The sequence below is a fragment of the Corallococcus exiguus genome, from assembly GCF_009909105.1.
GTDB classification, from domain to species: Bacteria; Myxococcota; Myxococcia; order Myxococcales; family Myxococcaceae; genus Corallococcus; species Corallococcus exiguus.
In genome coordinates, this window is the sequence record NZ_JAAAPK010000004.1 from 342891 (window position 1) to 364929 (window position 22039).

The window sequence follows — 22039 nt, forward strand, 5'->3', positions numbered from 1 at the left end:
GCTCTTTCAGCGCGGGTCGAACGAAGCACAGACGCGCACGCCGATGCGGACGTCCCGCGCGGTCGCGTCACCGGGGGACAGGTCGGCGCTCGCCGCGACGAACGAGTCGTAATACCAGGAGCCTCCCCGGAGCACGACGCTGCCGAACTCCGGCGTCACGGAGCGCGTGAGCTCGTAGGCGTTGCCCGCCAGGTCCCGCAGGCCGAACGGACTCACCGACGCGGGATGCGTCCCCACCGCGTCCGGGCCAAAGGCCAACGGCCGCCGGTCATACGTCGCGTCGATGTTGGCGTCGTCGGGCTGGAGCTGGTCGCCGTGGGGATAGCGGCGGCCGTCCGCGCCCCGGGCCGCGTATTCCCATTCGTGCTGGCCGCACAGGCGCGCTCCCGGCAGCCGCTTCGTCCGGTGGAGCCAGTAGAAGTAGCCCTCCAGGTCCTGCGCGGAGACGCCGGACAGCGGCAGCTGCTTCCAGTCGACGCTCGCGTGCCGCGTGCGCTCCGCGTAGAGCAGGGGCTCGCCTTCCTTCGCGGTGCGGAACTCCTCGCGGGTGCGGTGGAAGGTGAAGACCCAGCCCGTGCCCTGACGCCACCGCAGCGTGATGGTGCCACCGTCGCCGAAGTGCGGCTGTTCGAGGATTCGCCTCGCGGGCGCGTCCGGTGGCAGGTCTTCCAGGTAGGTCAGCCAGTCTCCGAACGTCACCTCGTCGCGGCCCACCAGATAGCCGCCGGTGAGGCAGTAGCGATGCATGGGCGGGCTGAAGGTGAAGCGGCGCACCACCTCCGGCTCGGCGCTGCCCAGCAGGAAGCAGCCCGGCGGGATGTAGACGTAGCCTTCGGGCACCTGGGTGGGGAGCGTGAGGCGCAAGGCTTCACGCTCGCCGTGCGTGAGGAACACCGGAACGTCCAGGGGCACCCGTCCCGGCTGCGTGACGTGGAGCTGGTAGGAACCTTCCGGGAGGACGAAGCGTGAGCCTCCGGTGTCCGGAGCGGCTTCGCGGCGGAACGGCCCGTCGCTCCGGAGGACGCGCGTGATGGACACGCGGGCCCCTGGTGGAGTGCTTTCGACCATCAGCTCCGCGGGCTCGCGGAACCGCCGCAGGGAGGCCTCGCCCTCTTTCGCTGAGTCCACCTCCTGCTCCAGGCGCTGGAGCCACGCGTCGCGCTCGTGGCGCTGGTGGAACGCTTCCGCGAGGAGGACGCGCTCGGCCAGGACCTGCGCGATGAGCCGGCGCGTGTCGAGATGGTGGCGGTCGCGGTCCAGGCCTCGCTCCAGGCTCCGGCTGGCGCGGGTGAAGGCGGCCTCCGCCTGGTCGCGCAGGGCGAGCGTCTCCGTCCAGCGCTTCTCCGCGGCGCTGCGCAGGCCCGTGGCATCCGTCGCGGTCTCCGGGCCCAGCGAGGAGGGGGGCCGGCCGTCGAACATGGCCAGCGACTCCACGCGGTTCGCGAGCGCCCTCGCGGCGAGGGTGCGGCCCGAGGCCAGCGCTTCCTTCGCGGTGCCCAGCTCCGCGGCGATGAAGCGCGAGTCCTCCAGGTACGCCTGGAGCCGGAGGCCGACGTAGGACGCGAGGACGGCGAGCGCGAGCACGAGCGCGGTGAGGCCCCGTCCCCAGCGCGCGCGGCGCACGGCCCGGTGGGATGCCCGGAGGAAGGCCTGCTCCCGGGCGCCCAGGGTGACGGGCTCCAGCACCCGCACCTCATCCAACTGGCGCTGACCCCAGAGGGCCTCGCTGGAGCGGCGCAGGCGGTCCCACTCCGCGCTGGCCGCCTCCACGCGCTTGCGCAGCACGCGGTGCCCGATGTCGTCGTCCAGCCAGTCGCGCAGCGTGCCCCAGCTCGCGATGAGCGACTCGTGGGCAATCTCCCAGCGCGGCAGGTCGCTCACCGTGCGCGTGTGCAACAGCCGGCCTTCGACGAGCACACGCAGCGCCGCGCGGGAGATGTCATCCGAGGCGTCCGCGAGGTCCTCCGCGCTGCGCTCGATGCGCGTGCCCTCCGCCGTCACCAGTTGGAGCAACAGCCGCCTCGCCGCCGCATGCTCCGCGGAGCTCATGCGCGCGAGCACGCCGTCCGCATGCCGGGACAGCGCTCCGGCCACGCCGCCCATCGCCTCCAGCGCCGAGCGCGTGATGCGGCCCCGGGCGGCGTCGCGGCGCTCCCACAGCTCGGCGAGCGCGAACTGGAGCAGCGGGAGGCTGCCCACGCCATGCGCGGTGGAGTCGACGAGCGTCCGCACCAGCTCTGGCGACTCGAAGGCCACGCCTCGCGCACGGGCCGGGCCGATGATGGCTTCGCGAACGCCCTCGGGTGACAGGGGCCGGAGGATGTAGAGCGCCCGCTCCGCCTCTTCCCCCAGGCCCGGGAGCGCGCACAGGCGCGTGAGGAAGTCGCCCCGCACCGCGAGCAGCACGTGCACTCCGGGCGACGGCAGTGCCAGCTCTCCCAGGAGTCGGGCGAAGTGCGCCGCCTGGCCGGGGTCGGCAAGGGTGAGCAGCTCCTCCAACTGGTCGACGAAGAGCAGCAGCCCCCGCCCGCGTCCATGCGTCTCGCGCAGCGCCTGTCCCAGCCAGGCCGGCGTGTCCGTGAGGGCGGTGACGAGCTCCGCCTCCCTTCGCCCCAACACCGGCGCGAGCGCCGCCGCCAGCGCTTCGAGCGGGCGATGGCCGGGCCACAGCGTGACGACGTGCGGCTCGCGCCCGTCGCCCAGGTCTCCGGCCGCCACCCGGGGCAGCACGCCCGCGCGGCACAGCGAGGACTTGCCCGTCCCGGAGTCGCCAGCGACGAGCACCAGCGGCCGCGTGCGCAGGCGCTCCAGCACGGCGCGGATGTCGCCCTCGCGTCCGAAGAAGAGCGCCCGGTGCTCGGCCGCGAACGGCGCGAGCCCTCGATAGGGATTGCCGGCCGCCAGCGGCGCGGGCGCGATGGAGCGCTCCAACTGCTCCAGTGATTCGCTCAGCGCCTCCGCCGAACCGAAGCGCTCCAGCGGATCCACCGCGAGACAGCGCTGGATGAGGGCGGCGAAGTCGGGGTCCACCTCCGTGCCCAGCGCGGCGCGGGTCGGGGTGTCCTCGGGCCTTCGCGAGGCGCGGCGGGGCACCTGACCCGTGCACAGCTCATGGAGGATGAGGCCCAGCGCATACAGGTCGCTGCGGGCGGACGCCGGGCCTCCGGTGAGCACCTCCGGCGCCAGGTAGGGCAGGGTGCCCACGAGCAGCGGCGAGCCGGACGCCAGCTCCGCGCCCACCTCCACGCGCTCGGCGAGGCCGAAGTCGAGCAGCTTCACCTCGCCTTCGCGCGTGACGAGCGCGTTGGAGGGCTTGAGGTCGCGGTGCAGGACGCCCTGGCGGTGCGCCGCCGCCAACCCCCGCGCCAGGCCCACGCCCAGGGACAGCACCCGGCGCCACGGCACCGGCAGGGGCAGCTCCGCGAGCGTCTCGCCGACGACGTACTCGGAGACGATGTACGGATGGCCGTCCACCGCGCCCACGCTGAACACGCTGACGATGTTCGTGTGTTGCAACCGCGCGAGCGCCCGGGCCTCCGTGGTGAACAGGTCGCGGAAGCGTTCATCCGGCTGCGTCGCCGCCATGAACTTCACCGCCACGCGCCGGTCCAGTGACGTGTCGTGCGCCAGGTAGACGATGCCCATCCCGCCCCGGCCCAGCGGGCGCTCCAGGCGGAACGCATCGAACGACGGCGGCGGCGTCCAGGGCTCCGGCTCCGGCGGCGGCAGCCGGTCCGTCTCCCTCTCGTCCGAGGGCTCCGGGTCCTCCACGGACGAGCGCTGGATGCCGGGCGTGAGCGTGGCCAGCATGCTCCGGCACTCGTTGCACCCCGCGGCGTGGCGGTGCACCTGCGCCAGCGCCTCGTCCGTCAGCTGATCCTCCAGGAGCTGGACCAGGATGTCGTCGGTCAGACAGCTGGAAGGGGGCGCGTTCACGGAGTGGGAACCTTCACGCTAGCCACGTGGCGCGCGGCGTTCAATGACACACGCGGACACGCCCCCCCGCACCGTGCGCGCGACGCGCGTGGGGGGCGGGTCGGGGCGCGGCATGGTATGGCGTTGCCATGTCCCAGGTGTCCGCACTGGCCACGACCTTCCTCTCGCACACGAAGACGCGCTTCGTGGCCCCCTCGCCGGAAGCGCTCGCGGAACTCGACGCCCTGCTGACGCACGCCTGGGAGGACGCGCAGGCCCGCTGGCCCGGCATTCCGCTGCCCGCCGAGCGCTTCGTGACCCACGTCGCGGAGCGGATTCCCCCGGCGAGCCCCACCGCGCCCGTCGCGCCGCTCGTCTCCGCCCTGTCCCTGCCGGAGTTGTACCTGGCGTGCGCGTGCCTCCAGGGCCACTCCGTGGCGCTGGAGGCCTTCGAACGCCACTACCTGGCCCGGCTGCCGGAGCGGCTGCGGAGCCTCCGCCAACCCGACTCGATGATCGACGAGGTCCGCCAGCGCGTGGGCGTGAAGCTCCTGGTGGCCAACACGGGCCACACGCCCGCCATCGCGGACTACACGGGGCGTGGCGGCCTCTTGAGCTGGGTGGTCGTCATCGCCAGCCGCATCACCAACAAGCTGCGTGGACAGGAGAAGCCTTCCACGGGGGACGACGCGGAGGAGCTGTTCAAGGCGCTGCCCGCGCAGGGCCTGGATCCGGAGCTGGACGTGATGAAGCGCCGCCACCACGCGGCCTTCCGTCAGGCCGTGCGGGAAGCCGCTGCCACGCTGTCGGCCGAGGACCGCCATCTGCTCCGCCTCCACTTCGCCGACCGGCTCTCCACCTATGAGATGGCGCCGCTCTTCCGCGTCAACCAGTCCACCATCTCCCGCTGGCTGAAGCGGGTGCAGCAGCAGGTCTACACGGAGACCCGGCGCCGTCTGCAGGAACAGCTGGGCCTCTCCACGGAGGACTTCCAGAGCTTCATCGCCTTCGTGGACAGCCAGCTGGACCTGACCCTCAGCCAGCTCCTCGACGAGAAGCGCGAGCCCACGTCGGAAGGCTGAACTACTGCACCCGCGCGGGCTCCGCCTTCGGAGGGCCATAGGAGAGGTTGCGCAGCAGCGTGGCCCCGGGCTTCACGTCTCCGCGGCTCACCGTGCACACCTCTCCCTCGTCGCGTGCGTCACCCGTGCTCGCCTGGAACCGGCCGGGGCACTCCTGGAGGATCCCCTCCAGCGCGCGGCCGTCGCGGGTGCGGGAGAGGCAGGTGGCGCCGTCGGGTGCCCAGGCCGCTTCGAAGGACCCCTTCGCCGGGTCCCACTCCCTCGTGACTTCCGTCGCGCGCTCCAGCACGCCCATCCGGTCATAGATGTCGATGGTGGTGTCCTGGCGCGTGTGGCTCCGGCCGTTGCCGCAGTAGTCCGCGCGGGCCAGCCGCGTGCACGCCTGGTGGAGGCCGGCCAGCGACTTCCCGTCCCGCGAGGCCCAGGGCGCGTAGCCCCAGAGGATGCACTTGGAGATGGCGCCGTTCTCACACGCGAAGGTGACCCGGTCCGCCGCGTCGGCGTGGGCGCCGCTCGCGTCCCACACGCCGCCCACCGCCAGCGCCCGAGGCGCGGGAGAGCGGTCCAGCGCGACGCAGGGGTTCTCCCATTCGCGCGCCACGGGGTTCCACGCTTCGATGCGGTAGAAGACGCGGGTGGGGTCGTCCGCCGCGGGCTCCGCGCCGCAGATGGCCACCTCCACGGGCTTGCCGTCGCTGGCGGTGCCCTGGAGCACGGTGCCCACCACGTCGCTCACCGTCGCCCTGGTCTCCGGTGGGGGGACCGCCCACAGCCGGCCATTTTCGAAGCGCAGGCCCGTCACCCCGTCCTCCGCCTGCCGGGGCGCGTCCAGCGCCACGGAGACGAGCACGCTGGTGCGCTCCTCCGTCGTCTTCTCCGGATCCCAGCCGCGCTTGGTTCCCCACAACATGGTGCCCTGGGGCCGGGCGATGCGCTGGGCCGTCTGGGATTGGCACCGGCGCGCGTAACGCTCGGCGTCGGTCGGAGCGCTCACGGACCGGGCGGGCCCGGGCTTCGGGGCGGTAGCGGGCGGCGCGGCCTGTCCTTGCGCGGACAGGAGCAGGAACAGGCACACCGGCAGGGTTCGGAAGGGCGCGTTCATCGCTTCCGATGAGACCCCGGGCCCAAAATCGATGCACGGAATCCGTCCGCCCCCCGCACGGCGCTGTCAGTCCCAGCCCCGCAGCTGGACACGCACGCGCCGCAGCAGCAGGTCCCACTCCTGGCGCTTCAAGGTCGCCATCACGCGCCCGGTGACGATGGTGAGGCCCGTGAGCGTCATCACCAGGAAGCCGATGCGGTGGTCCCGCAAGCCCGCGTCGAGCAGGTTGGCCACCACGTCCAGGAGCAGGAACAGCGTCCCCAGCGCCAGGTAGGCGCGGATGCGCAGGGCCATGCCCACGGCCACCCCCAGAAGACAGACAGCGCCGAAGACAATCGCATACGTGCCATCCTCGGACTGGCCCATGCTGGCCGTCAGCTTCGCCGCCGCGGGCACATAGAGCAGCAGTCCGCCCAGGATGCGCACCGCGTTGCGCGCCGCGTGCGGGAGGCTGGACGTGAAGAGCTGTCCCATCATCAAAAGCAGCAGCCCGAGCGGCGCCAGGTACACCTCCAGCCCCTCCAGGCCGAACGCGAGCGCGGCGATGAGCAGCGCCAGGTTGCAGGCCGCCGCGGCGAACGCGCCGAACATCCGGCTGCGCTCCACCGCGCCCAGCGCCGCGTACAGCAGGCCGGAGCCTCCCGCGAGCAGTGCGGCGTCGCCCGTCGCATCGCCAGGGAGGATGAACGCCACCGCGATGGGCAGGAGCGCCGCGAACCGCCGCGTCGCCTGCTCCACGGGCCGCACGCCCGCCCTGCGCGCCAGCACCGTCACACCGACGAGGACGAAGCCCAGCGACAGCGCGAAGAGGGCGTCATGCTCGGGGCGGAGGCCCTGCGCGTGCAGCCCGCGCACCAGCGCGTAGACGCCCACCACCGAGAGCTGCACGAAGTAGACATGGCGGCCCGTGTGCTCGCGCCACGCGGCATGCAGGGCCACGCCCACGGCCAGCCCGATGGCCGCCAGCGCCACGGGCAGCACGTCCTCGGAGGCCTGGCCTCCCACGGCGACGGTCGCGAGCAGCGCCGCGCTCGTCACCAGCCACAGGTCGCGGCCCCAGCCCATGCCTCCCGCGACGTCGCTCCGGCGGCGGGACGTCACACGTCGAGCGACGTGGAGGGCCAGTGCGCTCCCCGCGGCGGCCAATGCCAGCGTGGCGCCGGATTGGGTGAAGAGGGACAGGTACGTGGGCATGGCCTGGGCGAGGACCGTCATTCCCGTGGCGACGACCGCGCCTCCGGCGACCATGGTCCCGAGCCCCGCGATGAGCCCGGCGAGCGCCCCGCGCCACTGGAAGGCCGCCACGAGGAGGGCCGCTGAGAGGATTCCCAGCGTCAGGGGGAAGGCGAAGGACATCATCCATTCGCCCATCAGCCTCTCGAACATCTCCAACACGAGGACGGGAACGGCCAGCGTCGATGACGTGTGCCCTTCGACGGCCAGCGCATACACCATCGCCGCGATGAAGTAGGGCAGCACGGCCAGGTGGGTACGCAGTCGCGTGCGGCCCTCGTCGTGGCCCCGCCGCTTCGCGAGCCAGGGCGCGACGACCACCACCCCGAGCCCCAACAGCGCCAGCGTGGGTCCCGGCCACGGCTCGAGGTGCGGCATCAGGTGGGCCAGGGCATGCACGAGCAGCAGCAGGCCCACCCCCAGCACGCCGCGCCCAGGCCCGCGCGCACCGCCCACGAAGAGCACGGCCCCGATGGCGAGGACGAGCTGCGCCGAGACCAAACCGGGCTGGAAGAAGGCCGCCGCCACCACGAGCCCCACGGCCGTGAGGGTCTCCCGGGGCAGGGCCTGGAGGAAGGGCCCCGAGGTGTCATCGGTGCGCAGGGACAGCAGCCGCCGGAAGAACGCACGGGCCGCGTCCATCCGGGCCACCGCGACCGCGAACACCGCGTAGACGAGCCCGGCCGCGGCGATACCGGCGAACGCCTGTTGCCACAGGAGGAACTCGCTGCTGCCCGGAGGCATCCAGGCCGCCGGGTGCAGCCAGTCCAGTGACGGGCTGATGCTGTCCACCGCCGTGGCGCGGATCCACTGCCCGTCGGGAGGCATCAGGGCCACCAGCGGACTTCCAAGCAGCGACAGTTGCGCGGCCCAGAGCGCGGCGCCGGGAATCCCCAGCAGGAGCCCCCAATGTGCCAGGACCCGCGAGCGGAACGAGGCCGCGAGCAGGACCGTGAGCAGCGCCGGCCCCAGCACCAGGAGCGGCGGCACCAGGCCCAGCGCGCGTGACGGAGCCGGCAGTCCCACGACGAGCGCGGACTTCAGGAGCAGCACGGCCAGCACGGCCACGCCCAGGTGCGGCACCGCGTGGTACAGCGGCCCGTGCTTGGGTCTCTCCAGTCGCTGCGCCACCCACGGTCCCACGCGTCGCAAGCCCAGCGCGAGGAACCACAGCGCGATGCCGATGAGGGGCAGGCGCAATGCCGACACGTCGGGCGGAAGCGGCCGGCCCGCGCGATTGACGGCCCCGGTGAGCACGATGAATCCACCGCTCAGGGCGAGCGTCACCACCGAACCCCGCAGCTGGAACGCCACGAAGCCACGCGACACGAACGCCAGGAGCGCGCCAGCCGTGAGCAGTACGCCCGCGAGCAGGGCCACCGGACGCTCGGCGCTGTCCGGCAGGGCGATCCAGTTGACGAGCGTGATGACCGCGAGCACCGCCTGCACGAGCGCGGCGCCCGCGAAGCCATCCGTGAACAGCGGCCGTCCCCGCGCACCGAAAGGCAGCGGGAAGACGTCCAGCAGCCGCCGGCCCTTCACCTTGTCGAGACCCTGGCCGCGAAGCATCGCGAACAGCGCGAAGCCGAAGCCCAGGCCCGCCGCCACGAGCGCGGCCCGCGCCGAGGTGAAGTCGGAGACCGTGCCCAGGCCCTGCGACACCGTGAGCGCGAGCCCCATGGCCGCCAGGAAGCCGACGAGCCGGCTGCCATCGCGCCGGACGCGAAGCAGCAGCACCCCCGTGGCCACCGCCGTGGGCACGCAGGCAATCACCGTCGAGAAGGGCACCACGACACCCGAGAGCGCATCCGGCAACACGGGCGCGACCCCCAGCGCCCGAGCCACCCCGAGCGCGGCGATGACAAGAGACAGGTCCTCCAGGGGCCGGAACGCGTCCCGCAGACCCTGACGCTCCATCCACGCGGACTGCGCGAGCCCAGCCAGTCCGTAGAGCACCGCCGCGAGCCCGAAGACGCCCAGGTCCGCCGCGCTGGACGCGAGCCACGGAGTCCCGTCCACGGCCGAGCGCGCCCCGAAGAGCAACGCGACACCGCCCAGGTAGTGGAGGCCCCGCCACCGCCACCGCCCCGCGAAGTGGGCCGCGAACGCGATGACCGCACCCGTGTACGCTTGGGGCCAGGGCGCGTTCGTCCCCTGCATCCACGCCAGCACGGAGAACGCGGGCATCGTCGCCAGCGAGACGACGACACCCCACGCAAGCATCCGGTTGCGCACGACAGCGGAGAACGTCACGCGCGCCAGGAGAATCAACCCGGCCGCCACCGCCGCGACGCCAAAGCACCACCACGCCGGAGAATCCGGTGCCTGCACGCGCGCGACCAACGCCCCCGCGAGCAGCGCCGCCATGACGGCGGGATGCACCAGGGCCCGCCGGCGGAACTCCAACAGGAAGAAGACGAGCGCGGCCAGCACGGGCGCGCAGACGGATGCCGTATCCACCCAGGTGTCCTCACCCGGGAAGACCGAGAAGGCGCCGAGCGCCCCCGCGAGCGCGCCGCTGGCGACCACTGCGTGCGCCAGCGTCTCGAACACCGGGGCCGCGCGGGGATGCGCCGCCCGGACGGCCTCCGAGGATGCTCCCGCCGCCACCACCGCGCCCAGCGCCACCGCCCACAGCACGAGCCCCGCGAACAGGGGCGCCCCCGGCTCCAGCGCATCGAACCCGGAGGGGCCGCTCGCCACGGAGAAGACCGCCAGCCAGAGCGCGCCATACAGCGCGGCGCCGACCCCGGCGAACGAAGCCGTGCCCGCGCGCGCCCGCCACACCGAAGCCCCCAGCGCCACCACGCCCGCGAACGCGCACAGCGTACGCAGCCAGGGCGCGTCGCCCCAACCCATCAGCGGGAGCCCCGCCAGGAGCGACGGGAAAAGCGCCACCGCGAAGGTCGTGGCGGAAGCCCCGCGCCACAGCCGTCCAGCTGCCCGCAGCGGAAGGAGCGCGACGGCGGCGACACCGAACGCCGCGGGAACGCCCACCACGGGATTCAGCGCCACCAGGGCCGACAGCGCGATGAACACCACCGGCAGCAAGGCGAGCCCGATGCCCGCGAGCACGCGCCCCGCCGACCTCGAGCGCCGCGCCAGGAACGTGCCCAGCCCGATGAAGGCCGCGTGGTAGCCCAGGAGCGCGCCCGTGACGATGAGCTGCCGGGGCACTCCACCCAGCGCCCGCCACGCCTCGCGGACGCCCATGAGCGAGCCGCCCAGCACGAGCACCGCGCCGAGGAACCACCAGATGTACTCATTGAGGCGGGGAGGGTTGTCGCCCTCGTCGAGCGCGATGACCGCCTCCAGGCCACTGCCTCCCAGTGAGTCCAGGTGCCCCCGGCCGAACAACGCCTGACCCGACCCCAACGCCGAACCCATGTCCTCCTCGCTGGAGGACTCGCCGTCATCCAGCGCCACCACCCGCCGTGCCGCCCGTTCGCGCTCGGCCCGGGCCGCATCGTCACCCAGGTCCTCCACGCGGGAGGACTCTCCGACGTCCTGCGCCACCACCCGTCGCCGCGCCGCCTGTTCCCGCTCCGCCCGCGCCGTCTCGTCCAGCGAGTTCGCGATCGCGGCCAACCACCCCGGACGCCACCCGCCCGCGCGACGCAGCGAACCGGCCACGTCATCCGCCCAGGCTTCCACCCGCGCCGCGGAGTCGAGCGCCGGTTCCACCGGAACCGGAACCACCCCGGCCTCGAGCGCGGGCGCCTCCGGAGCGCTCGCGCCCGCTTCCACAGGCGCCGCGAGCGAGGCCTCCAGCCGGTCCGCAGTGGCGGGATCCACCAACCCGTCGAAGCGCCAGTGCTCGATGCGCCGTCGCATCCGCGCCAGCACGAAGTCATCCAGGTGCCGCCCGGCGGCGGGCACGAGGGCGGCACCGCACTCCGGGCACAGGGGCCCGGAGTCTGGCGCACGCGGTTCCGTACAGGCAGGACAGAGCATGTGCGTCAGCATACCGGACCGCCTCCACCCGGAGTGCCGTCCCTGGAGACACTGTCACTTCAGGGAGCCCGGCCATGGCCTCCACGGCCGGGCTCCCCCCACGCCGGGCCTACAGACCGTCGTGGTAGCACCAGCCGGTGGTGCGGTCGTAGCCGCCACCGGACAGCGGGTAGTTGATGAAGCCCAGCTCCTCGCCCGGACCGCACTCCGACCGGGCGCGGGTGTAGGGCTGGCACTTCGTCTGGCCGTTCAGGCTGACGCACGCGCCGCGCGCCCCTTCCGTGCCGCAGAACTCGGCGTAGGTCTTGGTGCACGTCTCACCAATCAGGGCGGGGTCGAAATCGAAGCCGAGGGGCTCCAGGACCGACTGCTCGATGCACGTGCCGTAGACGCCGCAGACCGTCCCCGTGGGGCAGCCGGGGACCGCCGCCATCGGGTCGCACGTCTTCAGGCACTGCCGGTCATCCGTGAACAGGTCGGAGCACGCGAAGCCCTGCGCGCAGTCCGTCGTCGCCGGGTGGTTGGCATCCGCCGCGGGCGTGCGCGTGCAGGCCGCGCCCTGCGTGCCCGTGCCCTGCGACTTCTCCAGCGTGCCGTCATCCGCGAAGTAGTTGTCCGCCACGCAGGTGTGACCCGGCACGTTCGCCGTCCACGAGCCCTCGCGCGGGTCGCAGCCCATGGGCCGCAGGGTGTTCCAGGTCGCGTAGCGGATCCACTTGCACTCGCCACCCGGGACCACCGCGCTGCCCTTGTAGGGCGCGCTGAGCGGCGCCGCGTTCACCGACTCACGCAGCGTCACGTTGTAGAGCACGCCCACCGACTGCTGCGGCGACACCTTGAGCGCCAGCAGCAGGGCACCGGTGTCCGCCACGAACAGCTTCTGGCCCGTCGTGCCCGCGTCCTGGTAGCCCCAGACGCACTGCTCGCAGGTGAAGGTGTTGGCGCCACCGGCCGCCAGGTCATGCACGCCCGTCGCCGTGTTCACGTCCAGCCGGACGAACGCCGTGTCCTTCAGCGCCGGGTCTCCCAGGCCGTTGAACGTGCCCTGATAGGTCGGCTGTCCGCCGTACATCACCGGCGTCAGCTGGACGCCGTTCGACAGCGCGCCCATGGTGATCTCACTACACCCCGCGGGTGGGGTGAGCTCATGCGCCTGCGCTTCCAGGACCTTCGCCTGCTCTTCCTGTTGGGGGGCCTGCTCCTGCGGCTGGGGCTCCACGGCACAGCCCGTCAGCGCCAAAGAAAGCACCGCGCTCCAACGCCACGCACGAAACCCGAGGCTTCGAGTCGTCATTGTCATTCTCTTGGATGGTGGTTCAGGCTGTCAGGGGGGAGACAGCCGATCCGGGGAACCCGGATGCGCTATTGATTACGTGAGGGTGTCTTGAATTGACAGTTCAATTCGACATTGCGGCGCGACTGTTGTTGTCGTGAAATCCGTTGCGTATGGGATGGAATCACCCTTCAGGAGTTTCACTCCTGGAGTGTCTCCGGTCTCGATGGGTACGAATGTGAAACGAATCAATTGCAGCGGCGGCATCGGGTGCCGCCATTTCACGTACCATCGGGGTCTGACACTCGCGGTGCTAGGGCTTCTTGTTGCGCTCCCGCAACGCCTTGCACGGGTCGTCCTCCGGCATGGCTGGCGTGAACCACACGTAGTCGTAGGGCAGGGTGGTGGCGCCAACGACAGCCGCGTAGTCCTGGGGGTTCAGCGCCTCCGGTGACACCTCCAGCAGCGCCACGCTCAGCACGGTGACGTCCTTCACGCGGCGCTCCAGGTGCGCGGGGACGCCCCGGTCGTTCCGGACGTGGCCGTTGCCGGTGATGAGGACCGCGCCGTCCGCGGGCACGGTCTCCAGCAGCCGGTCCGCCATCATCGCGTCGCGCGCCCGCTGCGCCAGCGCCATGGGCTCCAGCATCTCCTGGGGAAGCTGTCCGCAGTGCGAGCGGTCCAACTCTTCACGCACCGCCTTCGCCTCCGCTTCGGGCACGGGCGCCTCCAGCCCCAGGCGCGAGCGCAGGTCGGAAGGAAGCGCCTCCGGTCCCTTCATCACCAGCTCCCGCACCTGCGCGCGGGGCAGGTTGGCGGCGACGATGGGCAGGTGCGCCTGGAGGCCCGCGGCGAACACCGGCGCGTAGAGGCTGAAGGCGGGCCAGCCGCTCTTGGCCCAGTCCACCGCCTTCGCCAGGCCCTCCGCGTCCTCCGGATGGGCCTTCAGCGCCGCGTCCACGGCGGGCTGCTGCGTGACGTCCAGCATCTCGAAGGCGAGCGCGGGATGCTGACCGGCGTCCGTCCTCGCGCGCACCAGCTCCGCCTGGAGCCGGTGATGGTCCGGGTGGTCGTGCCGTTCGCCCAGGAGCACGAAGCGCGCGGGCACCACGGCCGCGCGCAGGGCGCTCTCGTCCACGAAGCGGCCTCCCGCCACGTCCCAGATGCGTCCCACCAGCGGGTGGTCCCGGTACAGCGTCGTGGCCCACTCCCGCGCGGGAGGAGGGGACGGCTGCTGCCTGCTGGCGCAACCCAGGGACAGCGCGAGGACAAGGCCGAAGGGAATTCGCGTCATCCCGCCATCTCACCCAGGCCGCGCGGGGATTGCCCGTCTGAAAACGGCGGGGCCCCTGCTCCCGGACACTGCGTCCAGGGAGTCCACCAGCGGCTGCCCGCCTGCCCCCATGGAGAAGGGGTGGGCAGGTTCGAGGCCCCTCGGCTGAGAGGCCCTGCCTGGTAGGCGACGGAAAGGGCCGTCTGGCGGACTCCGGCGTTGAAGTGGGGAGACCGGCTGGCTACGTCCACCTCAGGTCCCCTCGTCCACGCGTCCCGCACTCCTCGAGCCTCCCCCTGAGCCGTCCGAAGAACGAACAGAGCGCGCCGCAGCCGGCCGGAGCCGCAGGGGCCGCGCCGCGTCCCGAGGGCTGGCTGGAGTCGTTGCGCGGCGGCAGCGTGATGGGGCGGCTCATCCTGGAGCGGGACTGGTCCGGGACGCCGCTGGGGCCCATCGCGTCATGGCCGCCGACGCTGCGCACCCTGGTGAGCATGTGCCTGACGACGCGCTTCCCCATGTTCATCTACTGGGGACCGGAGCGCGTGCAGCTCTACAACGACGCGGGCATTCCCATCATGGGCGCCAAGCATCCAGACCATGCACTGGGGCCGCTGCGCGACGTCTTCCCGGAGCTGTGGCACCCGCTTGGCAGCATGTTCGACGAGCTGGAGCGCACGAAGCAGGCGAACTGGGCGGAGAGCCAGTCGCTGCCCATCCAGCGGGGTGGCTCCGCCGAGGAGGCCTACTTCACCTGGTCTTACAGCCCGGTGCTGGATGACGACGGCAAGGTGGTGGGCTTCTACACACCGGCCCTGGAGACGACAGGGCAGGTCCTGGGGCAGCGGCGATTGCGCACGCTGCACCTGCTCACCCAGCGCACAGGCGGCGCGGGCTCCGTGGAGGAGGCGTGCCGTGCCGGCCTGGACGCCCTGGGGGAGAACCCCGCCGACCTGCCCTTCACGTGGCTCTACGTCACGGACGCGGACGGGGCACGGGCCTCGCTCGTGGGCTCCACCGGCATGGGCGCCCGGAGCGCGGCGGTGCCCGCGCACTTCGACCTGCGCGCGCCGGAGGCTGGAGGGCCCGCGGGAGGGCTCCTGGCTCCGGTGGCGGGCACGCGCCAGGCCTGGCGGGTGGGCGACGTGAATGGGTGGCTTGGCGCACCGCTGCCGTCGGAGGTCGCGGAGCCGCCCCGGCCCGCCCTGGTGCTGCCGCTGCCGCACGCGGAAGGGGACCGAGACCTGGGCTTCCTGGTGGTGGGCCTGAGCCCCTTCCTGAGCCCCGAGGGGGAGTACCGGGGCTTCCTCGAACTGGTGGCGGGGTCGCTGGCCACGGCTGCCTCCAGTGCGCGTTCGCGGCAGGAGGCCGTGGAGCGGATGGAGCGGCTCGCGGCGCTGGACCGGGCCAAGACGGCCTTCTTCAGCAACGTGAGCCACGAGTTCCGCACGCCCCTGACGCTGATTCTCGGGCCCGTGGAGGACGCGCTGTCGGATCCAACGGAGCCGCTGGCCCCGCGTCTGGCGGAGCGGCTGTCCCTGGTGCAGCGCAATGCCACCCGGCTGCTCAAGCTGGTCAACACGCTGCTCGACTTCACCCGAGCGGAGGCCGGACGCGTGCGCGCGGCCTTCCAGCCCACGGACCTGTCCGCCTTCACCGCGGAGCTGGTGAGCCAGTTCGAGTCCATCGCGAAGCGAGCCCAGCTCACCCTCACGCTCGACCTGCCGCCGCTGACAGAGCCCGTCTGGGTGGACCGCGAGATGTGGGAGAAGATTGTCTTCAACCTGCTCTCCAACGCGATGAAGTTCACGTTCGAGGGAGGCGTCCACGTCCGGCTGCACATTGAGGACGGCCAGGCGCGGCTGACGGTCCGGGACACCGGCAGCGGCATCCCGGAGGCGGAGCTGCCGCACATCTTCGAGCGCTTCCACCGCGTGGAGAACGCCCGTTCGCGCAGCCACGAGGGCAGCGGCATTGGCCTGAGCCTGGTGCAGGAGCTGACGAAGCTGCACGGAGGCACCGTGGACGTGACGAGCGTGCTGGGGCAGCGCACGACCTTCTGTGTCGCGGTGCCCCTGGGCAGCAGTCACCTGCCGCGCGAGCAGCTCGTTCCCGAGGGAAGAGGTCCCGCGCACTCCGTCGAGCGGAGCGCGTCCGCCTACGTCGAGGAGATCCGCGGATGGCTGGCGCCGACGGGCCCGGAGGATGGGGCGCGAACTTCGGAAGGAGTGAGGGCCACTCCGCTGCTGCCACCCATGTCCGCGAGGGTGCTGGTGGTGGACGACAACGCGGACCTGCGCAAATACATCACGGGGCTTTTGGACGCGTCGGTGACGGTGGAGACAGCGGAGGACGGCTACGCCGCGCTCCAGGCCATCCGCGCGCGCCCGCCCGACCTGGTGTTGAGCGACGTGATGATGCCGCGCCTGGGCGGCTTCGGTCTGCTGCGCGAGCTGCGCGCGGATCCCCGGCTGCGGGCCATCCCCTTCGTCCTCTTGTCAGCGCGCGCGGGCGAGGAGGCTTCGGTGGAGGGCCTGGAGGCGGGCGCGGATGACTACCTGGTGAAGCCCTTCTCCGCGCGTGAGCTGGCGGCACGGGTGCGCACGCAGCTGGAGATGGCGCGGGTGCGCAGGGAGGTGGCGGAGCTGTCGTCGCGCGAGGCGGTGTTGCAGGACGCGGTCCGCGCGCGGGACGAGTTCCTGTCGGTGGTGAGCCACGAATTGAAGACGCCGCTGGCGGGCTTCCGGCTCCAGTTGGATCTCATCGAGAGGGGCCTGGGGCCGGACGCGCACGCCCGGTTGGGCGAGCGGCTCCTGTTCACGCGGCGGCAGGTGCATCGTCTGGCCACGGTGGTGGAGACGCTGCTCGACATGTCCCTGCTGTCCGCGGGGCCGGTGCACCTGAACGTGGAGGACGTGGACCTCGCCGCGTTGGTGACGGAGGAGGTGGCCCAGGCGCGGGAGGAACTGTGCCGCGAGGGCTGCGAAGTGACCTTGCGAATCGCGGGTCCGGTGCGGGGCCGCTTCGACAGGGCGCGCCTGGAGCAGGTGGTGCAGGGCCTGCTGTCCAACGCGTTGAAGTACGGACCGGGCAAGCCGGTGGAGGTGCACGTGGAGCAGGTGGGCCCGAGCGCGCGCCTGACGGTGGTGGACCACGGCATGGGCGTGCGCCCCGAGGACCGGGAGCGCATCTGGCAGCGCTTCGAGCGCGCGGTATCCGTGCGCAACTTCGGAGGCCTGGGCCTGGGCTTGTGGATCGCCCGTCAGGTGGTGGAGGCCCACGGCGGCACCGTGGGCCTGTCCGAGACGCCAGGGGGCGGCGCCACCTTCACGGTGTCACTGCCCCTGGCGGGACCGCAGGCCTGACGGGTTGCTACTTCTTTTCGGGCGCGAACGAGTTGATCGTCAACCAGCCGGAACAGGCGACGAGCCTGCGAGGGCCGTACTCACCCGTACACGCACGAAAGGAGATTACAGGTTTGTTGGGATAGTTCCGCTCGCAAGACTTGGAGGTTCCCGCGCCATTGGGATTCCAGCACTGCGTATTGCTTCCCGTGTTGTGGTTGATGATGTCCGCCACGGCGGAGTGACCATCCGCCAAAGTGTCGTGGACCGTGAAGGTGTCGGTGGCGGGGGTGTAGGTCACGGTCACGCCAGAGACAAGATTGGTCTGCACCGCGCTCTGGGAGACATTGCCTTCCGACCCGGCCTGCGGCTCCTGGGTTTCGCCCTCCTCGGGCATCCCACCACAGCCGAACAACAATCCACCCACCACCAAGGCCAGCGCAGGAATCGAACGGGTCATCGGTTTCCCCTGAGTCTGTGAATGCGTGAGCGCATCCACAGACAGAAGGGATAGTTTGGTTTTGCTATTATGTCAAACTGGTCACGAATTCCTTCTTTAGGTATATATTTGCGCACCCTTGAAGCGACAAGGCCCGCACTCCCCGTGAGAGGGGAGGCGGGCCTTGGGTGTCAGGCATTGACGGTCCAGACGGCTACTTGGAATCCACCACCAGCACCATCCACCGGTCGGTGGCGTGGTCGATGCGCAGGTTGGCGGCACCGGCCTCCTGGAGTTGCTGCACGATGCGCTCCAGGAACTGGAGCTGCTCCGCGGACGCGTCCACGAACACGTTGCGCGCGCCCGGGCCCTTCGCCTTCGGCTTCTTCGCCGGCACCGCACCCGCGTGCAGCTCCGGAGTCGCCGCGGCCTTCAGCAGCGTCCCTGCGTCCTCCGCCGTCACCTCTGCCCGCTCGTCCTGCACTTCCACGTCCTGCTCCTCCTTGGGGGCGGCGACCGGAGCGGCGGGCTGCGAGGACAGCTCCTTTTTCGCCTGTTCGCGCAGCTCGTTGAACGTGCGCAGGTTGATGGTCGCGCCGAAGCGGTCCTTGAAGCTCTCCAGGGCGTCCTGGCGGCTCAGGTCGGGCTGGTTGCGGAAGAGGTCGAGCAGGAACGCGTGACGCTCCTGCGACTGCTCCTGGGAAGTCCTGGGCATGGTGTCGGGCTCCGGCGGTGTGGCCGCTCGTAAAAGGCGGCGCACCTATACCCGAGCCTCCCCCCGGAACGAAAGTCAGGGGGCTCCTACCGCCCGCGTGGGCCCGGACGCGGCGTGCGGCCCCCACCCCGAGGCCCGGACGGACGTGGCTGCGCCGGCCGGGGCCATGCGTTCGTCGCCAGGCCCTCCCCGGCTTCCGCGTTCTCCGAGGCACGCCGCAGGCGCGAGGCCTCCGCGGCGGACTCCGGCGGCACCAGCGCCTTGGGGCCCCGTCCAATCAGGTCCTCGCGCCCGGCCAGCTTCAGCGCCTCGCGCGCCAGCGGCCAGTGCTCCGGGTTCCAGTAGAGGAGCAGCGCCTTCTGCAGCCGCTTCTCGCGCAGGCCCTTCGCCGTGTACACGGGCTCCATCTTCAGCGGGTCCAGGCCCGTGTAATACATGGCCGTGGCCACCGACATGGGCGTGGGGATGAAGTCCTGCACCTGGCGGGGCCGCTTGCCCTTCTCCTTCAGCCACTGCGCCAGCATCACCATGTCCTCCAGCGTGGAGCCGGGGTGGCCGCTGATGAAGTAGGCGATGTCGTACTGCTCCTTGCCCGCGTCCTCGCTGGCGCACGCGAACATGTTCTGGAAGCGCTCGAAGCTCTCGATGCCGGGCTTCTTCATCTTCTCCAGCACGCGCGGCGACACGTGCTCCGGCGCCACGGACAGCTGGCCGCCCACGTGGTGCGCCGCCAGCTCCTTCACGTACTCCGGCGAGCGCTCCGCCAGGTCGTACCGCACGCCGCTCGCGATGAAGACGTGCTTGATGCCCGGCTCCTCGCGCACCTGCTTCATCAGCGAGATGAGCGGCCCGTGGTCCGTCTGGAGGTTCTCGCACACGCCCGGGTGCACGCAGGACAGCTTGCGGCAGCGGCTCTCGATGTCCTCGCTCTTGCACTTGAGCTTGTACATGTTCGCCGTGGGCCCACCCAGGTCGGTGATCGTCCCCCGGAAGTCCCCCATGCGCCGCACCTCGCGCACCTCGCGCAGCACGCTCTGCGCGGAGCGGCTCTGGATGACGCGCCCCTCGTGCTCCGTGATGGAGCAGAAGGTGCAGCCGCCAAAGCACCCGCGCATCAGCACCACCGAGTGCTTCACCGTCTCGTAGGCGGGGATGGGCTCCTTGTACATGGGGTGCGGCACGCGGTTGAGCTTCAGGTCATACAGCTCGTCCATGGCCACCGTGGCCGTGTCCCCGGGCCTCTGTCCGGCGCCGTCCTCCAGCGGCCGGGCGGGCGGGTTCATGTAGATGGCGCGGTTGCCGTGGCGCTGCGCGATGGCGCGCGCGTTGCCGGGGTTGGTCTCCATCTGGAAGTCCCGGCTCATCACCGCGAAGGCGCGCGTGTCCGCCACCACCTCTTCGTACGAGGGCAGCACCACCACCTTGTCGTGGTCCGCCGCGCGCTTCGCCGGGTCCGCCTCCAGGGCCTTCATCGCCGCGTCGTTGATGAGGTGCGCGGTGCCCCGGATGTCCTTCAGGTCCTCGATGCGCTCGCCCCGGTTGAGCCGGTCGGCGATCTCCCAGATGGGCCGCTCGCCCATGCCGAACACCAGCAGGTCCGCCTTGGCGTCGAAGAGGATGGAGCGGCGCACCTTCTCGCTCCAGTAGTCGAAGTGCGCGATGCGCCGGAGGCTGGCCTCGATGCCGCCCAGCACGACGGGCACGTCCGGGAAGGCCTCCCGGCAGCGCTGCGCGTAGACGATGGAGGCCCGGTCCGGCCGGCAGTTGGTGCGCCCGCCCGGGCTGTACTGGTCCTCCGAGCGGTTCTTCTTCTGGGCCGTCAGCCGGTTGAGCATCGAGTCCAGGTTGCCCGCCGCCACCCCGAAGAAGAGCCTGGGCGCCCCCAGCGCCTTGAAGGGCTCCGCCGAGTGCCAGTCCGGCTGGGGGATGATGCCCACCTTGAACCCCCGCCCCTCCAGGAAGCGCGCGATGAGCACCGGCCCGAAGGCCGGGTGGTCCACGTAGGCGTCCCCGCTCACGATGATGATGTCGCACTGCTCCCACCCCCGGGCCTGCATGTCGGCGCGGGTGACGGGGAGGAACGGGTGGGCGTAACGCGGAGTGATGGAGGCCATGGGCTTGGTTCCCCTCAACAGCGGGGGAGGGCCAACCAACCCCATCAGGGCGGGCGCTGTCCACTGCGACGGCCGCCTGCCCTCCTGCACCCCGAGGGACCGGCAACCCGTCAGGTCGTCCAAACCCAGACACGGAGTGCGCCGTTTCTCAACTCCTCGCAAAGACAGACAGGGGTGTCCTTGGGGCTCCAACGGGGTGTCTATGTATACCTGGACCCGGGTACAAGATTGCCCGTATTGCTAGAAAATTCCGTTTATGGCAGAGAATAGGGCGCGGGCCTGGCTGTCATTGTCTGGCATCAGGCCCGCTCCCCCCATCCCGGCACCGCCCTTCTCATTGGAGAGAGTCATGTCCTTGCGCCGTCCTCTGTCGTTCTTCGCCTCCCTGCTGATGCTGAGTGGCTGTGGTACCGAAACCCTGGAGGAGGGCGTGGCGCCGGGCCAGTCCAAGGCCGCGCTGCACACGGGCATCGACCTGGCGGTGTCCGGGCTGGGGGTGACGTGTGACGACGGCCAGGTGGCGACGGTGACGGGCTTCATCGTCAACGAGGCTCCGACGGGCATCGACCCGTCGGTGGCGGGCATCTACGCGGGGGACCCGGCCGAGGGCGGCACGCTGCTGGCGACGGTGAACGTGCCCTGGCTGGTGGGCAAGGAGCGCTACGCGTTCGAGACGGCGGTGCAGATCCCGGAGGGCGCACAGAAGCTGTTCGTGGTCGCGGACGCGTTCAACTTCTTCCCGGAGGACAGCGAGGAGAACAACACGGCGACGCTGACGCTGGCGGCGGGCGGCGGCTGTCTGGTGAACCAGGCGCCGGTGGCGCTCTGCAAGAACGTGACGGTGTCGGCCAACGCGTCGTGCTCGGCGGCGGCGTCCATCGACAATGGCTCGTATGATCCGGATGGCTTCCCGCAGCCGCTGAGCATCACGGCCAGCCCGGCGGGCCAGTACCCGGTGGGGACGACGCCGGTGACGCTCTCGGTGTCGGACGGGATGGACTCGGCCACGTGCAGCGCGACGGTGACGGTGGTGGACGCGACGGCGCCGGTGGCCGGGGCGAGCAAGAACCTGGTGCTGGCCCGCACCCTGGGCGCGGACTACAAGACGGTGACGCTGGCGGACTGCGCGCAGCCGGCGGCGGACACCTGCGGCGGGACGCTGGACCTGCAGCAGTCGGCCTCCATCATCCGCGTGGAGTCGGATGAGTCCGAGGACGCGCTGTTCAGCCTGGCCCTCTTCAAGTGCCAGGACATCAAGCTGAGCGCGGACCGCAAGTCGGCGCAGCTGCGCGCGGAGTCCAGCCTGCTGGGCAACGGCCGCGTCTACACGATGGTGTACTCGGTGGCGGACGCGTCCGGTAACGCGACCATCGGCACCTGCAAGGTGAAGGTGCCCAGCCCCCTGGGCATCCTCTCCGTGGGCCTGGGGCCCAACTACTGCCAGGGCGAGGGTTGCCCGGCGGGCACCGGCAACGGGCTGCTCTGCCCGCTGCTGTAGTCCCCGCGGAGGTCCAAGGCGGTGAATGACGGCCCGGGTCCGCGAGTGTGCGCGGCCCGGGCTGTCGTGCGTGAAGGGGAGGGCTTCACCGACGGTGCAG

At 71.4% G+C, this 22039-nt stretch carries 11 protein-coding genes; 3 read left to right on the plus strand and 8 right to left on the minus strand.

Annotated elements, in window-relative coordinates; genetic code table 11:
* Positions 1–6: 6 nt before the first annotated feature.
* Positions 7–3936 carry a bifunctional serine/threonine-protein kinase/formylglycine-generating enzyme family protein gene (locus GTZ93_RS17585; RefSeq protein WP_139915567.1) on the minus strand — a complete coding sequence of 1310 codons (3930 nt, stop codon included), beginning with the start codon at positions 3934–3936 and terminating at the stop codon, positions 7–9.
* Positions 3937–4064: 128 nt separating this feature from the next.
* Between GTZ93_RS17585 and GTZ93_RS17590 the strand changes: the two genes are divergently transcribed.
* Positions 4065–4997, plus strand: a complete 933-nt coding sequence (locus tag GTZ93_RS17590; RefSeq protein ID WP_139915566.1) for a sigma-70 family RNA polymerase sigma factor — start codon at positions 4065–4067, stop codon at positions 4995–4997.
* A gap of 1 nt (position 4998) precedes the next feature.
* Here the strand turns inward: GTZ93_RS17590 and GTZ93_RS17595 are convergent, their stop codons facing one another.
* From GTZ93_RS17595 to GTZ93_RS17610, 4 genes are all read right to left on the minus strand, one after another.
* Positions 4999–6099 carry an ADYC domain-containing protein gene (locus GTZ93_RS17595; protein WP_139915565.1) on the minus strand — a complete coding sequence of 367 codons (1101 nt, stop codon included), beginning with the start codon at positions 6097–6099 and terminating at the stop codon, positions 4999–5001.
* A gap of 66 nt (positions 6100–6165) precedes the next feature.
* Positions 6166–11211 (minus strand): hypothetical protein, encoded by a 5046-nt coding sequence (locus GTZ93_RS17600; protein ID WP_257978961.1) that lies wholly within the window; start codon positions 11209–11211, stop codon positions 6166–6168.
* Between the two features lie 184 nt (positions 11212–11395).
* Positions 11396–12580 carry a hypothetical protein gene (locus tag GTZ93_RS17605; protein ID WP_257978960.1) on the minus strand — a complete coding sequence of 395 codons (1185 nt, stop codon included), beginning with the start codon at positions 12578–12580 and terminating at the stop codon, positions 11396–11398.
* A gap of 292 nt (positions 12581–12872) precedes the next feature.
* Entirely contained in the window at positions 12873–13853 is a 981-nt protein-coding gene (locus GTZ93_RS17610) for a ChaN family lipoprotein (RefSeq protein ID WP_139915562.1), read from the minus strand.
* Between the two features lie 362 nt (positions 13854–14215).
* On the opposite strand from GTZ93_RS17610, the gene GTZ93_RS17615 reads away from it, so the two are divergent.
* Positions 14216–17194, plus strand: a complete 2979-nt coding sequence (locus GTZ93_RS17615; RefSeq protein ID WP_180945997.1) for a hybrid sensor histidine kinase/response regulator — start codon at positions 14216–14218, stop codon at positions 17192–17194.
* Between the two features lie 7 nt (positions 17195–17201).
* Here GTZ93_RS17615 and GTZ93_RS17620 read toward each other — a convergent pair whose 3' ends face one another.
* The 3 genes from GTZ93_RS17620 to GTZ93_RS17630 form a co-directional block, all read right to left on the minus strand.
* The gene (locus tag GTZ93_RS17620; RefSeq protein ID WP_126933547.1) at positions 17202–17633 is read right to left on the minus strand and encodes a hypothetical protein; all 432 of its coding nucleotides are present in this window, start codon (positions 17631–17633) and stop codon (positions 17202–17204) included.
* A 193-nt stretch (positions 17634–17826) separates the two neighbouring features.
* Positions 17827–18327: a hypothetical protein gene (locus GTZ93_RS17625; protein WP_120577814.1), complete on the minus strand. Its 501-nt coding sequence runs from the start codon at positions 18325–18327 to the stop codon at positions 17827–17829.
* Between the two features lie 86 nt (positions 18328–18413).
* Positions 18414–20441, minus strand: coding sequence for a YgiQ family radical SAM protein (locus GTZ93_RS17630; RefSeq protein WP_139915561.1), 2028 nt, complete (start codon positions 20439–20441; stop codon positions 18414–18416).
* 349 nt (positions 20442–20790) lie between these two features.
* Here GTZ93_RS17630 and GTZ93_RS17635 point away from each other — a divergent pair, with 349 nt between their 5' ends.
* Positions 20791–21939 (plus strand): hypothetical protein, encoded by a 1149-nt coding sequence (locus tag GTZ93_RS17635; protein WP_139915560.1) that lies wholly within the window; start codon positions 20791–20793, stop codon positions 21937–21939.
* Positions 21940–22039 lie beyond the last annotated feature (100 nt).